This window comes from Rhizobium sp. BK456 (genome assembly GCF_014194045.1).
Taxonomy (GTDB): Bacteria; Pseudomonadota; Alphaproteobacteria; order Rhizobiales; family Rhizobiaceae; genus Rhizobium; species Rhizobium redzepovicii.
The window spans coordinates 288,150-301,421 of sequence record NZ_JACIAO010000009.1; the positions used below are offsets into that span (position 1 = coordinate 288,150).

A 13,272-nucleotide genomic window follows, 5' to 3' on the forward strand; every position below is an offset into this window, starting at 1 on the left:
AGCCGGCATGGAAGGCCAACAGCCTGATTATTTGAACTTTTCACGCATCGCATCGATGCCGGGGATAGTTTTGGTCAGATGCTGGTGGGCAGGATCGAAGCGCTGGATCAGCCCGCGGCGGTGCTTGCCGACAAGGATGGTAAAGATGTAGCCCCGGTGGCCGGGCGAGGTAACGGTCGGATGGTAACCCCGGTCGACCAGGACAGTATCGCCGTTGCGGGTCATCAGGATCTTGACCGGGCCGTTGTCGTCATAGGTGATCTGGCTGCCGAAGCCGGTCTCGGGCTGGAAACGATAGTGATAGAGCTCTTCGTGCAGGGTCTCGGCATCGCCGTCTTCGGTATCGTGCTTATGGGGAGGATAGCCCGACCAGCAGCCTTCGCCGGCATAGAGCTCGCTCACCAGCAGATTGCCGCAGCGCCCGTTCTGCCGTTGGCCAAGCAGGTGGGCGATCCGCCGCTGGCTATGCGTGTCGGGCGAACCGACATTGACCGCGTCGACCTCGTCGGGGGTCACCCGGAACGGCGCATAGCGCGTGTCGCAAAGGCCGCCGGCGATGGCGACTTCCGCCGGTCCGCCAGCGGCCGATATCCGGACATTTGCGTCGACGGGCGCGTAAACCGAATCCGCATCGCCTCCCCAGATATCGGCTCGCCGGCCCACCGCTTCGAACGTGACCTCATCCACCGCGATATCCACCTGCCCCGACAGCACGACGTAGAGGCTTTCGTGCAAGGGCAGCCGCCGCGTGTCCCGGCCATCGGCCGGAAGCGTGACGAGGTCGAAGTAGATGAGATCGAGCGTCCTGGAGGAGGTATCCACGATGGGACGCTGCTCGGAGCGGGGAATGAATTCGGGCATCAATTGAACTCCGCAACGGTACGGTCGGCAAAAGGGTTGAGGGTCAGGGTTTCGGCGTGATGGCAGGCCACCGCATGTCCATCGGCGGTGACGGTGCGCAAAGCCGGCACCTCCTGCTTGCACAGCGCAGTGGCGTAGCGACAGCGCGGATGAAAGGCGCAGCCGGGGGGCGCGTGCGCGGGGTCGGCGACCTCGCCCGCCAACCGGATGCGCCGGCCGTGGCGGCGCAGCCTGGGATCGGCGATCGGCACGGCCGAGAGCAGCGCTTCGGTATAGGGGTGACGCGGACGCGAAAAGATCTGCTCAGTCGGCGCCTTTTCCACGACCCGACCGACATACATGACGGCGATATTGTCGGAGATGTGCCGGACGACCGAGAGGTCGTGGGCGACGAAGAGATAGGTCAGGCCGAACTGTTCCTGCAGGTCCTGCAGGAGGTTGATGGTTTGCGCCTGCACGCTGACATCGAGCGCCGAGACGGCCTCGTCGGCGATCACCAGGCGCGGATTGGAGGCCAGCGCCCGGGCAATGCCAATGCGCTGGCGTTCGCCGCCGGAAAAAGCATGCGGGTAGCGGCGCATATATTCAGGCCGCAGGCCGACACTCTGCATCAGCTCGGCGACCCGGTGCTCGAGTTCCCGGCCCTTGGCGATGCCGTTGACACCAAGCACCTCGCCGATGATGTCGATGACGGGAAGACGCGGATTGAGCGAGGATTGCGGATCCTGAAACACGATGCGCAGGTCGCGGTGGATTTCCTTGAGGGCGGATCCGGACAGGGCCGCGAGATCAACCGTGCCACCGCTGCGGTCGCGGTAGCGGATCTCGCCGCTCGTCGGCCGATAGATGCGCAGCACGGTGCGGGCAAGGGTGGACTTGCCGCAGCCGGATTCGCCGACAATGCCGAGCGTCTCGCCGTCCTCGACGCGAAGCGAAACGCCGTCGACCGCCTTGACATGCCCGACGACCCGTCGGAACGCACCCTTGCGGATGGGAAAGTGCATCTTGAGATCGTTGAGTTCCAGCAGCGGGCTTGGCTGCATCACGGGATCGCCCATCACTGTCTCTCCTCGTAAAGCAGGCAGCTGGCGACGTGCCCGTCACCGATGACGACGGATCCGGGGTCCTTCCGATCGCAGAGGCCTGCTCTCGCCTCTCTGCATCGGGGATGAAAGCTGCAACCCTCCGGCCGCTCGAAACGCGAGGGCACCATGCCCTCGATGGTCGCGAGCCGTTCGCTCGGTTGCCCGTGCATACGCGGCACCGATTGCAGCAGGGCCTTAGTGTAGGGATGAACAGGTGCATGGAAGATCGTGTCGACATCGCCCGCCTCCACCACCCGGCCGACATACATGACGACCACCTCGTCGGCGATTTCGGCAACCACGCCGAGATCATGGGTGACGAACAGTACCGAGAGCCCGAATTCCGCCTGCAGCGAGGCGAGCAGGTCGAGGATATTGGCCTGGGTGGTCACATCGAGCGCCGTGGTCGGTTCGTCGGCGATCAGCAATTTCGGGCGACAGGCGAGAGCCAGCGCGATGCAGACGCGCTGGCGCATGCCGCCGGAAAACTGGAAGGCGTAACTTTCCATGCGCTCGGCCGGCCTGGGAATGCCGACCAGAGCCAGCGTCTCGATGGCATGTTCGCGCGCTTCCTTCTTTCCCATCTTCAGATGCAGGCGGATCACCTCCATCATCTGGTTGCCGATGGTATGGACAGGGGAAAGTGCCGCCATCGGCTCCTGGCTGATCAGGCCGATCTGAGCGCCGCGGATCGCCCGCATGTCGCGGCCACGCGGATCGAGCGCGGCGAGATCGATGGCGGCGGCTGCCGGATTCGGCCGGTAGCGGATCGCGCCCGAGACGATCCGTCCACCGCGCGGCACTTGGTTGAGAATCGAGCGTCCGGTGATGCTCTTGCCCGAACCGGATTCGCCGACGACGCAAACCGTCTTGCCGCGCGGGATGGAAAAGGAGACGCCGTCGACTGCCCTGATAGTCCCCGCGCCGCCGAAGAAATGGGTCCTGAGGTCGTCGACCTCGATCAGCGCGTCGCGATGCGGGCTCCGGCCGCCGGCGGCGGCGAAATTGGCGTCAGTATTCATAGGGATCTGCAGCATCGCGTAATCCATCACCGAGGAAATTGAGGGCAAGCACCGTGACAATCACTGCCAGGCCCGGAAGAAACAGCCAGGGCGCGCTCGAGACCGCGAGAATGTTCTGTGCTTCCTGAAGCAGCACGCCCCAACTGACGACCGGCGGCCGCAGGCCGATGCCGAGGAAGGAGAGCGCGGTCTCGGCGAGGATCATCGTCGGAATGGCGAGCGTGACCGAAGCGATGATATGACTCATGAAGGACGGCACCATATGCCGCCAGATGATCCGCATCCGCGAGCAGCCATCGAGATGGGCGGCGATGACGAAGTCTTCCGTCTTCAGCGACAGGAAACGTCCGCGCACCACGCGCGCAAGGTCGGTCCAGCCGATCAGCGACAGGATGATCGTGATCCAGAGATAGACCAGGATCGGGTCGGCGCTAATCGGAACGGCAGCCGCAAGGCCCATCCACAGCGGGATGGTGGGGATGGAGTTGATGAGCTCGATCGAACGCTGGATGACATCGTCCACCCAACCGCCGTAAAGTCCCGAGATGCCGCCGAGGATGATGCCGAGGACGAGGCTGATCGCGACGCCGATCAGACCGACGGACATTGAGACACGGGTGCCGTGCACCGTCCGGCTGAAGACGTCGCGGCCGAGGCGATCGGCGCCAAAGAGGTAGAAGGGTTTGCCCGTTTCGACCGGGCCGATCAGGTGACGGTCGAAATCGAACAATCCCCAGAACCGATAGGGCTCGCCTTTGACGAAGAAGCCGACGGGAATGACGACCGCCGGATCGGGCACGTAAGTGCGGCTGAGCGCGATCGGATCGACCTTCATCGAATAGCCGTTGACGTAGAGCAGATGAAACTGCCCCGTTGTGTCGTAACCGGCGACTTTGAGCCGCTGGGGCGGCGCATAGGTGTAGCGGGAATCGTAGGTCTGCGATGAAACCGGGGCGATGACTTCGGCAAACAGGGCGACCAGGTAAATCAGCAGGATGACGACGCCCGCCCCCAGCGCCAGCCGGTGGCGGCGGAAACGGCGCCAGATGAGTTTCCACTGGCCGGCGACCGCATCGGAATTGCGAACACGTTCAGGTATCAGTGCGATGGCTTGATCGGTCATATCTATCGTCCTTCAGCCATTGCGAATGCGTGGATCGAGCCAGGCGAGCAGCAGATCGGAGATCAGCGTGCCGATCAGCGTCAGCATGCTCATCAGCAGGATGAAGGTGCCGGCGAGATACATGTCCTGGGCAAACAGGGCGTTGAGCAGCAGCGGTCCCGTGATCGGCAGGCTGAGGACGATGGAAACCACCACCGAACCCGAGACGAGGTGCGGCAGCACCCAGCCGACCGTAGAGACGAAGGGGTTGAGCGCCACCCGCACCGGATATTTGAGCAGCAGCCGGATTTCGCTCAGGCCCCGGGCGCGCGCCATGTCGACATAGGGCTTGTTGAGTTCGTCGAGCAGATTGGCGCGCATGATGCGGATCAGCGCCGCCGTCGCACCCGTGCCGAGCACGACGACCGGGATCCACATATGCGAGATGAGATCGCCGAGCTTGGCCCAGCTCCAGGCGGCATTGATATAGAGTGGCGAAAACAGCCCGCCGACGCTCTGGCCGAAATACTGCGCCGAGACGAACATCAGCACCAGCGCCAGCAGGAAGTTCGGAATGGCAAGCCCAAGAAAGCCGAAGAAGGTGGCGAAGTAATCGCCGACCGAATATTGCCGCACCGCCGAATAGATGCCGATCGGAAAGGCCACCGCCCAGACGAAGAGCAGTGTGGTGACCGAGACCACCATCGTCAGGCCCATGCGCGCCCAGATCAATTCGCTGACCGGTTTGTTCCAATCGAGGGACTGACCGAAATCGCCACGCAGCAGGATGCCGCTGATCCATTTCCAATATTGCACCGCCCAGGGCTGATCGAGGCCATATCGCTCGCGCAGGCCGGCGATGACGCCGGGATCGATGGTCTCGTTCTGCGAAGCAAGACGCGCCGTCATCGCGGTCAGGAAATCGCCCGGCGGCAGTTGGATGATGATGAAGGTCACGACCGAGATCGCGAACATCATCGGGATCATGTACAGCAGACGTCTGATGATGAAGCCGGCCATTTTCAAGCTCCTTCAACCGGCAATTGCCGATCGCATTGGGTGATGGGGCGAGGCTGTGCTTTTGGAATGGCGCCGAGGACGCCATTCCGCCGATCGTGTGTCGTTACTGCTGGTAGTAGAAGGTCTCGGGCTTGGCCGGTCCCGGCGTCATGTAAAAGGACGTGCTCGGAATGACCTTCGGAACGTTGTGCATATTGGTCTTGACGATGCCGACGCGGTCCGGTTCCAGGTTGGTGCCGATGACGTAGAACTCGTCCCGGGTGATCGCCAGCAGCTCTTTCATGGCTTCAAGCTGCTTTTCGAGCGTCGGGGCCTCCTGCACCTGCCGGTACAGGTCCATCTGCTTCTTGGCGGCCGGGCTCGGTTCCTCAGCGTTCGGATCCTTGGGATTCTGGTAATAGAGACCCCATGCGGTCGCAAAGCTCGACTCGTATTCGTGCGGGAAATACCATTTGGGATCGAGCAGGCCGAGGAAGTCGTAGCCGCCGCCGCCCACCCATCCCAGGCCGTCATTGTCGTTGTTCTGCAGGCGGGAGAAGATCAGCGACCGTTCGGCCGGGCGAGGCTGCATGTCGATACCGACCGCCCGCCAATAGCGTTGGATCATTTCCAGCGCGTCGACCTGGATCGGGCTGCCGGTCAGCGCATCGATCGCGAAAGTGATGCGCTTGCCGTCCTGGCCGAGGCGATAACCTTCGCCGTCTTTCTTGGTCAGGCCCGCCTTGTCGAGATATTGATTGGCGAGGTCGACGTTATATTCGAGGTACTGCGTCGCCATCTTCTCGTCGTAGAGCGCGCTGCCTTCGCGGGGCGCGGCCTGATAGGGCTTGGCCTGCCCGGCATAGATCAGCTGGTTCAGCTCCTCGCGGTTGATGGCGTAGCTGAGGCCGATGCGGAAATCCTTGTTGGAGAAGACGGCACGCAAGGCCGGGTTCTTGTGGGTCTGGTTCAGCGTGATCAGCAGGGCGTTCGACCAGGCCGGCCGGGCGATGAACAGGCCGTAACCACCCTTCTGCTGGTTCTGCACGATGACCGTGCGGGCGTCCGTCGTCTCGATGAAGCGGTTCTGCATGTCGATTTCACCGCTGATCGCCTTCAGGATGATCGCCTGCGTATCCTGCATTACATCGATGGTGATGCGATCGAAATAGGGCAGCTGGTTTCCCGCCGTATCGACCTTGGCATAATAGGGATTGCGTTCGGCGACGACCTGGGTGGTGCCGTTATAAGGCGCGGTCAACACCCAGGCATCGAGCGTCGGCCGGCCGAGATCGCGCCAGCGGCCGGGAAAGCCGATCTTGTTGTTGAAGAGCTGGACCCAATCGGTCGCACCGGCCGCCTTCACCAGGGCGTCGACGCCGTCCGGATTGAAATCCTTGTGGAACTGCTTGAGATAATGCGCCGGCGCAGCCGCCAGGATATCGGAGCCGCGCACCGTCGCCATGTTCATCAGGAACAGGCCGTTCGGCGCGGCGAACTTGAAGACGACCTTGTTGTCGGCGAGCTTTTCGACCTTGACGGTCTCTCCGCCCGCGGTCAGCCAATCGGGTGCAGCCGGCGTGATCTTGGTGTTGCGCAGCACATTTTCGTTCCACCACACCAGATCGTCGGCGGTGAAGGGCTCGCCGTCCGACCAGCGCGTGCCCTCCCGCAGGGTAAACGTATATTCGGTGGCGTTGTCGTTGACCTCGACGCTTTTGGCAATGTCGGGGATCACCTCGGTCCATTCCGGATTCCAGCGGACCAATCTCGTATAGCCGATCGAACGCTCGATCTCACTGTCGCCGCCGCCGAAGGTGGCGGTGCGCCAAGTGCCGCCATAGGTGCCGACCGATTCAAGCGGCGTCAGGACGAGCGGCTCCTTGGGCAGCCGCTTGTCCACCGGCGGCAGCTTGCCGGCATCGGCTAGCGCCTTCAGTTCGGGTGATTCCTGAAAGCTGAAAGCGGCGCCGGCCCAGCCGGCACCGATGAGGATGGCCGCGGCAACTGTGGAAACAACCTGCCGCCGTAGAATTCTGACGTGTTGCATTCTCTCCTCCCGGTGTTCTAATTACGTTATCGTTAACGTATTCTCCTCAATTCCGAACGTTAACGTTATCGTTCAGTCTTGTCAAAAAGATTCGCATCTGCGTGGAGTAAACCCGTAAAGGCTTGGCTTTCACCGAAACTATGTTAGTTATCGTTATCGTAAATTTCTCGCCATCTTAGAGACAGCCCTTGAGCAGCCCCAAAGAACCGGACTCCAAAATAACCATCGCCGATGTCGCCCATGCCGCAGGCGTGTCGCCGATGACGGTATCGCGCGTGCTGAACGGCCGGGGCGGCGCCAGTGCCGAAACCAGTCAACGCATTCTCTCAGCGGCAAACGAACTCAATTATCGCCCCAACCCCTTTGCGCGCGGGTTGCGCTCCGACCGGTCGAAGACCATCGGCCTACTTGTTCCCGACATCACCAACCCGTTCTTTCCCGAGGTCATCCGGGGCGCCGAGGATGCGGCGAGTGCGGCCGGCTACAACCTGCTGCTGTCCAACGTCGTCGAAAACAGCAAACGGGAAGAGGAACTCATCGAAGCGCTGCTCAGGCATCGGGTCGACGGGATCATCGTCTGTAGCGCCCGGCTGCCCGATGCCGCGCTTCATAAGGCGCTCGCACCCCACCGCGCCGTCGTGCTCATCAACCGAGAGGCTCCGAACGAAATCGCCGGAACCATCGTCACGGACTACGAGACCGGCGCGTCGCGGGCGATAGACCATCTGGTCGAACGCGGCCGCCGCAAGATCGCGATCGTCGCCGGGCCGCGCAGTTCCTTCGGCGGCAAGAGCCGTCTCGTCGGCTTCCGCAAGACGCTGACGGCCCATGGGCTGAAGGCGTATGGCATCGTCTACTGTGATCCGACGGCGGCGGGCGGACAGACGGCGGCGGCGCAATTGCTGGCGGAAACGCCCGATATCGATGCCCTCATCTGCTACAACGACCTCAATGCGATCGGCGCCATGAAGGCCTGCCGGGCCGCCGGCATTTCGATCCCCGGGCAGATCGCCCTGATCGGCTTCGATGACATCCCGACGGCCGAACTACTGTCTCCGGCGCTCACGACGCTGCGGGTGCAGAAACGCGAAATGGGAGAGGAAGCCGTGCGCCTGCTGCTCAGCCGCATCGCTACCAAGAACCGTCAGCACGGCATCGTCATCGTACCCGAGCTCATCGTCCGCGAAACAACCTGATCGACGTTAAACAGGAGGGATATCCAATGGATGGCGACAATCTGCAGTCACTGGCCTTGCCCGAGGAGAAGAAGGCCTGGTTCGTTCATGACCGGTTCGGCATGTTCGTGCATTGGGGGCTCTACGCCCTGCCGGCACGCCATGAATGGGTGAAGAGCCGCGAAGAACTGACTGATGACGACTACCGGAAATATTTCGATCATTTCGACCCCGATCTCTACGATCCCCGCGAATGGGCAAGGCGTGCCAAGGCCGCGGGCATGAAATATGTGGTGCTGACCACCAAGCACCATGAAGGCTTCTGCCTCTGGGACACCAAGGCCACCGACTTCAAGGTGACCAACACGCCTTATGGCAAGGATCTGTTGCGCCCCTTCGTCGACGCCTTCCGCGCCGAAGGCCTGAGGATCGGCTTCTATTATTCGCTGATCGACTGGCATCACCCCGACTTCACCGTCGATCCGCGCCACCCGCAGCGCAATCATCCCGATGCAGCGAAGATCAACGAAGGCCGGGATATGCAGCACTATGCCGCCTTCATGCGCGAGCAGGTGCGCGAGTTGCTGACCGAGTTCGGCCGGATCGACATCATGTGGTTCGATTTCAGCTATCCGCAGTGGAAGCTGGGCGAACTTGTCGGAAAGGGCCATCGGGACTGGGAAAGCGAGAAACTCGTGCGCCTGGTGCGCGAGCTTGCCCCCGACATCATCATCAACAACCGGCTCGACCTCGCCGGTCTGCAGCCAGACATCGTCACGCCGGAACAATATATGCCGCGCGCCTGGCCGAAACGCGACGGCCGGCGCGTCGTCTGGGAAGCCTGCCAGACGCTCAGCGGCTCCTGGGGCTATCACCGCGACGAGGACACCTGGAAAAGCACGGAGCAGCTGGTGCAGATGCTGGTCGGCACCGTTGCGATCGGCGGCAATCTCTTGATGAATGTCGGGCCGACGGCGCGCGGCACGCTCGACCATCGGGCAATATCAGCGCTCGCCGCCTATGAGGAGTGGATGGCGCTGCACGAGCGCAGCATCGTCGGCTGCACCCAGTCCGATTTCACCGCTCCGCCCGACTGCCGCCTGACCCAGAGCGGCGACCGCCTCTACATCCACCTGTTCAACTGGCCCTATAAGCATCTGCATTTCGATGCCCTGGCCGGCAAGATCGAATATGCGCAATTCCTGCACGATGCCAGCGAGGTCACCTGGCTGCGCCCGTCCGCCAATACGCTGTGGACGAACACCCAGTTCCCCGTCGGCGACGACGAACTGACATTCGTGTTGCCGGTGCGCCGCCCCAAGGTCGTCGTCCCGGTCATCGAGGTCAAGCTGAAGGCGGGGAGCGCTGCTGGCGTTCAGGACTAAAATGCAGTGCCCTGAGCGGGCACGACATGGTGCCCGCTCAGGAGACCGGCTCGGTCGGCATCAGCCTTGTCTCGCGTCCTCAGACCCGATCAGACTGTTGCGGCTGACGAGCGATGGTATCTGGAGAATATGCTCGGCCGCGGTGCGGCCTTCAATTCTGGAGATGAGGGCCCGCGTCGCGATCTGGCCAAGCTCCCTGCCCGACTGATCGATGCTGGCGAGATTGACGAGGCCGAGGGCTGCGGTCGACGAATTGTCATATCCGATGACCGCGAGGTCCTCGGGCACGCGCACGCCCATTTCCATCGCCAGGCTCAGCAGCGTGATCGCGTCGAGATCGCTCCAGCAGAATACGGCGCGCGGCCTGTCTTTCCTCGCGAGGAATTTTCGGATCGCGGCTTCCCGCTTCGGCGGGGCGATCGGAATTTTGCCGATCGGCGCGGAGGCGCCGAGCCCGCCGCGCTGCATCGCTCGGCGGTACCCGATCTCACGCTGGCGGACGACGGAAACCGCATGCCCTTCGCGCTCGCCGAGACTGAGCATTTCGATGTCGCGATAGCCGCAGGCAAGCAGCGCTTCCACCGCGATCTCCGCGCCGCGCTGATCGTCGGCATTGACGGTGTCGAAGGCCGTGGCGCCGGCATCGTGGTAGCCGACCGCGACGATCGGGATCTGAGCCGCGAACTTGGCGAGGATTTCCGAGGGCAGGCGCGGCGCCACGAGAACGAGCCCGTCCATCTTGTAGTCGATCATCGACTCGATCAACGACGTCTCCAGCTGCACGCGCGCATCGCTGACGCCGATCATCGCCTGATAATGCGAAGGCGCCAGTACCCCGTTAACGCCGGCGATCACTTCCGGGAGGAAAGGATTGCGGATGTCGATCAGCAGCACGCCGATGGTGAAACTGCGGCCGCGCAGGCCTCTTGCTGCCCGCGAGGGACGATAGCCGAGCGTCTCGATGGCATCCGTCACCTTGGCGCGCAGCGCCTCACTGACGCCGTAGGCGTTTCGCATCACCTTGGAAACCGCTGCGACCGAGACGCCTGCATGGGTTGCCACTGTTCGGATCGTCACGCGATCGTTTCGTTGCGGCTTCTGTTTGTCTTCGACTGACATGGACTCTCTGGCTTGCGGCTGCGAGCCGTCATTAATCGCCCGCGAAACCACCATGGCAGACTGGCGATGAAATTTCTATTGCGCTTCCGAAGAAAATGTAGAACGTTATATGGAGAACGTTCTACATTTCATCGGGAGGATTTGATGAACTTTCAGCCGGCAGCCATGAGCGGCAATCTCGTTTCGCGCGCCTGGTTGGGAGAGATGATCGCGCCCCTGTCGGACGGCGGCCAGGGAACCGCCGCAAGCTTCGTCTCCAAAAGCTTCGAACATGATGGCGCCGGGCTTCCCGTCGAACTGTTCATCTCCGCCCTCGGCCTTTACCGCTGCTTCATCAATGGCGCGCGCGTCGGCGACGACCTGTTGACGCCGGGCTGGACGAATTACGACGATCGCATCGCCTATCAGCGCTACGACATTTCCAGTCTGCTTAAACCGGGCGTCAACCGCATCGAGATCTGGCTTGCCGACGGATGGTACCGGTCGCCCCTGATGTGGGGCACCAAGCCGATTCCGAACTGCTGGGGCGACAGGATCGGCGCCATCGCCGATCTGGTTGGCCCGGGCGGTGTGCTTCTTTCCACCGACACGACCTGGCGCAGCGGCAGGCTGCCGATCCTGAAATCGGGGATCTATTTCGGCGAGATCTATGACGCGCTGCTAGAAAATCCCACGGAAACGCACGGCACCGAAAGATTGCCGTTCAACACGGCGCTGCTCGTCGCGCATGAGACGGCAGCGGTGCGGGAATTGCAACCGCTCGCCGCCGTCGAAAGCTGGACCGACGACGGCAGAACGATCTATGATTTCGGCCAGAACGTCGGCGGCTACGTCAGATATACAGTCCGTGGCGTCGGCGGTGCCGAAGTGCGGGTGGAGCACTCGGAAGTGCTCGGCCCCGACCGGCATTTCGACAATCGCAACTATCGCACGGCCGCGGCGCACACGCTCTACACATTGCGCGGCGACGGCGACGAGACCTATGCGCCGCATTTTACCTTCCACGGCTTCCGTTATGCCAGGGTGACGATCACGGGAAATGCGAAGATTCTTGAAATCGCATCCATCCCGATCTCATCGGTGCCGGAACCGGCCGGCGGGTTCACCTCGGGCAATCCGCTCGTCAACCGCCTCGTCCAGAATACCATCTGGTCGCAGCGCGCCAATTTCGTCGAAGTGCCCACAGATTGCCCCCAGCGCGACGAACGCCTGGGCTGGACCGGCGACGCCCAGGTCTTTGCCGCAACCGCCTGCTGGCTGAGCGACAGCCAGTCGTTCCTGAGGAAATATCTGCGCGATGTGATGGCCGATCAGCGCGAGGACGGCGCCGTCTCGCATTTTTCGCCGGACCCGACGCGCCTGCACCCCGCCAATTTTCCGGGTTATGCGGGCTCGACCGGCTGGGGCGATGCGATCGTCGTGATCCCCTGGGTGCTTTACACCCATTACGGCGACCGGACGGTTCTGGCGGAATGCCTAGCCTCAATGGTGCGCTGGGTCGATTTCGTCTGGTCCATTTCGGATGGCCCGATCGTGCATCCGCCGTCGCATTGGGGCGCCCGCGGCTTTACCTTCGGCGACTGGCTGCAGCCGGTCGGCGACAACCGCAAGCCGCGTCCGACGATTGCCGACGACTGCGCGGCCACACTCTACCACTTCATCTCCACCGACCTTCTTGCAAGGATCGCCGCCGTTCTCGGCGAGCAAAAACTTGAAGACGAGATGAAGCGGCGCGCCGGCGAGATCCGGCGGGCTTTCGCCGACGAGTTCATCACCCCCGCGGGGCGGCTCGCGCACAACGACCAGACATCCTATGCGTTGGCCTTCCTGCACAATCTGATCCCACAGGAACATCATGAGGCTGCCCGGCGGCATTTCCGGCAGGTGGTCATCGATGCCGATTACCGGATCGGCACCGGCTTCATCGGCACCCCTGCCCTGCTGCCGGCTCTGACGAAGCTCGGGATGGACGATCTCGCCGAAAAGGTCTTCCTGCAGGAGAATGTGCCGGGCTGGCTCTATCAGGTTTCGAAGGGGGCGACGACGATCTGGGAGCGCTGGGATTCGATGGCGCCTGACGGCACCATCTACGAACCCGACATGAACAGCTACAACCACTACGCCTATGGCGCCGTCTGCCAGTGGCTGTTCGAATGCGTCGCCGGAATTTCGCCGAACCCGAGCGCGCCCGGCTTTGCCGAGGTGATCGTCGATCCCGCGCCGATCCCCGGCCTCTCGCCGGTTGCGGCCTATCATGACGTCAGCCAGGGCCGCATCGAGGCCGGCTGGCATTGCACCGGCAGCGAGGTCACCTATGTGCTGACCCTTCCGGAAGGCTGCATCGGCCGCTTCCGGCCCGGACGGCGGCATCAGAACCCCTCGCTGAACGGAAAGCCCGTCGGCGAGGAGGCCGTTCTCCCCCCGGGAACGCACCAACTGGTCTTTTCTCTACCCGGATTTTGAGGAGCATAAAC

At 62.6% G+C, this 13,272-nt stretch carries 10 protein-coding genes; 3 read left to right on the top strand and 7 right to left on the bottom strand.

Annotated elements, in window-relative coordinates; all coding sequences use genetic code 11:
- Positions 1–27 precede the first annotated feature (27 nt).
- From FHX03_RS24840 to FHX03_RS24865, 6 genes are all read right to left on the bottom strand, one after another.
- Positions 28–861, bottom strand: coding sequence for a 5-deoxy-glucuronate isomerase (locus FHX03_RS24840; RefSeq protein ID WP_183780255.1), 834 nt, complete (start codon positions 859–861; stop codon positions 28–30).
- Positions 861–1,919: an ABC transporter ATP-binding protein gene (locus FHX03_RS24845; RefSeq protein WP_183855909.1), complete on the bottom strand. Its 1,059-nt coding sequence runs from the start codon at positions 1,917–1,919 to the stop codon at positions 861–863. Before FHX03_RS24845 ends, FHX03_RS24840 begins: the two co-directional genes overlap by 1 nt.
- Positions 1,919–2,983 (bottom strand): ABC transporter ATP-binding protein, encoded by a 1,065-nt coding sequence (locus FHX03_RS24850; protein ID WP_183855911.1) that lies wholly within the window; start codon positions 2,981–2,983, stop codon positions 1,919–1,921. Before FHX03_RS24850 ends, FHX03_RS24845 begins: the two co-directional genes overlap by 1 nt.
- Positions 2,958–4,091: an ABC transporter permease gene (locus FHX03_RS24855; protein ID WP_183855913.1), complete on the bottom strand. Its 1,134-nt coding sequence runs from the start codon at positions 4,089–4,091 to the stop codon at positions 2,958–2,960. Before FHX03_RS24855 ends, FHX03_RS24850 begins: the two co-directional genes overlap by 26 nt.
- A 12-nt stretch (positions 4,092–4,103) precedes the next feature.
- Positions 4,104–5,090, bottom strand: coding sequence for an ABC transporter permease (locus tag FHX03_RS24860; protein WP_064841534.1), 987 nt, complete (start codon positions 5,088–5,090; stop codon positions 4,104–4,106).
- Positions 5,091–5,193: 103 nt separating this feature from the next.
- Positions 5,194–7,119 carry an ABC transporter substrate-binding protein gene (locus FHX03_RS24865; RefSeq protein WP_183855915.1) on the bottom strand — a complete coding sequence of 642 codons (1,926 nt, stop codon included), beginning with the start codon at positions 7,117–7,119 and terminating at the stop codon, positions 5,194–5,196.
- Between the two features lie 188 nt (positions 7,120–7,307).
- Between FHX03_RS24865 and FHX03_RS24870 the strand changes: the two genes are divergently transcribed.
- Positions 7,308–8,315: a LacI family DNA-binding transcriptional regulator gene (locus FHX03_RS24870; protein ID WP_183780273.1), complete on the top strand. Its 1,008-nt coding sequence runs from the start codon at positions 7,308–7,310 to the stop codon at positions 8,313–8,315.
- A gap of 26 nt (positions 8,316–8,341) precedes the next feature.
- Positions 8,342–9,679, top strand: coding sequence for an alpha-L-fucosidase (locus tag FHX03_RS24875; protein WP_183855917.1), 1,338 nt, complete (start codon positions 8,342–8,344; stop codon positions 9,677–9,679).
- Positions 9,680–9,739: 60 nt separating this feature from the next.
- On the opposite strand, the gene FHX03_RS24880 is transcribed toward FHX03_RS24875, so the two are convergent.
- Positions 9,740–10,798: a LacI family DNA-binding transcriptional regulator gene (locus FHX03_RS24880; protein ID WP_183780279.1), complete on the bottom strand. Its 1,059-nt coding sequence runs from the start codon at positions 10,796–10,798 to the stop codon at positions 9,740–9,742.
- 144 nt (positions 10,799–10,942) lie between these two features.
- Here FHX03_RS24880 and FHX03_RS24885 point away from each other — a divergent pair, with 144 nt between their 5' ends.
- Positions 10,943–13,261, top strand: a complete 2,319-nt coding sequence (locus tag FHX03_RS24885; RefSeq protein WP_183855919.1) for an alpha-L-rhamnosidase — start codon at positions 10,943–10,945, stop codon at positions 13,259–13,261.
- The last annotated feature ends 11 nt before the right edge of the window (positions 13,262–13,272 follow it).

What these genes read in the sequence shown, in the direction of transcription:
- FHX03_RS24885 (WP_183855919.1), top strand. Translation starts at nt 10,943, where the DNA reads ATGAACTTTCAGCCGGCAGCCATGAGCGGCAATCTCGTTTCGCGCGCC.
- FHX03_RS24855 (WP_183855913.1), bottom strand. Translation starts at nt 4,091, where the DNA reads ATGACCGATCAAGCCATCGCACTGATACCTGAACGTGTTCGCAATTCC.
- FHX03_RS24880 (WP_183780279.1), bottom strand. Translation starts at nt 10,798, where the DNA reads ATGTCAGTCGAAGACAAACAGAAGCCGCAACGAAACGATCGCGTGACG.
- FHX03_RS24845 (WP_183855909.1), bottom strand. Translation starts at nt 1,919, where the DNA reads ATGGGCGATCCCGTGATGCAGCCAAGCCCGCTGCTGGAACTCAACGAT.
- FHX03_RS24860 (WP_064841534.1), bottom strand. Translation starts at nt 5,090, where the DNA reads ATGGCCGGCTTCATCATCAGACGTCTGCTGTACATGATCCCGATGATG.
- FHX03_RS24850 (WP_183855911.1), bottom strand. Translation starts at nt 2,983, where the DNA reads ATGCTGCAGATCCCTATGAATACTGACGCCAATTTCGCCGCCGCCGGC.
- FHX03_RS24865 (WP_183855915.1), bottom strand. Translation starts at nt 7,119, where the DNA reads ATGCAACACGTCAGAATTCTACGGCGGCAGGTTGTTTCCACAGTTGCC.
- FHX03_RS24875 (WP_183855917.1), top strand. Translation starts at nt 8,342, where the DNA reads ATGGATGGCGACAATCTGCAGTCACTGGCCTTGCCCGAGGAGAAGAAG.
- FHX03_RS24840 (WP_183780255.1), bottom strand. Translation starts at nt 861, where the DNA reads ATGCCCGAATTCATTCCCCGCTCCGAGCAGCGTCCCATCGTGGATACC.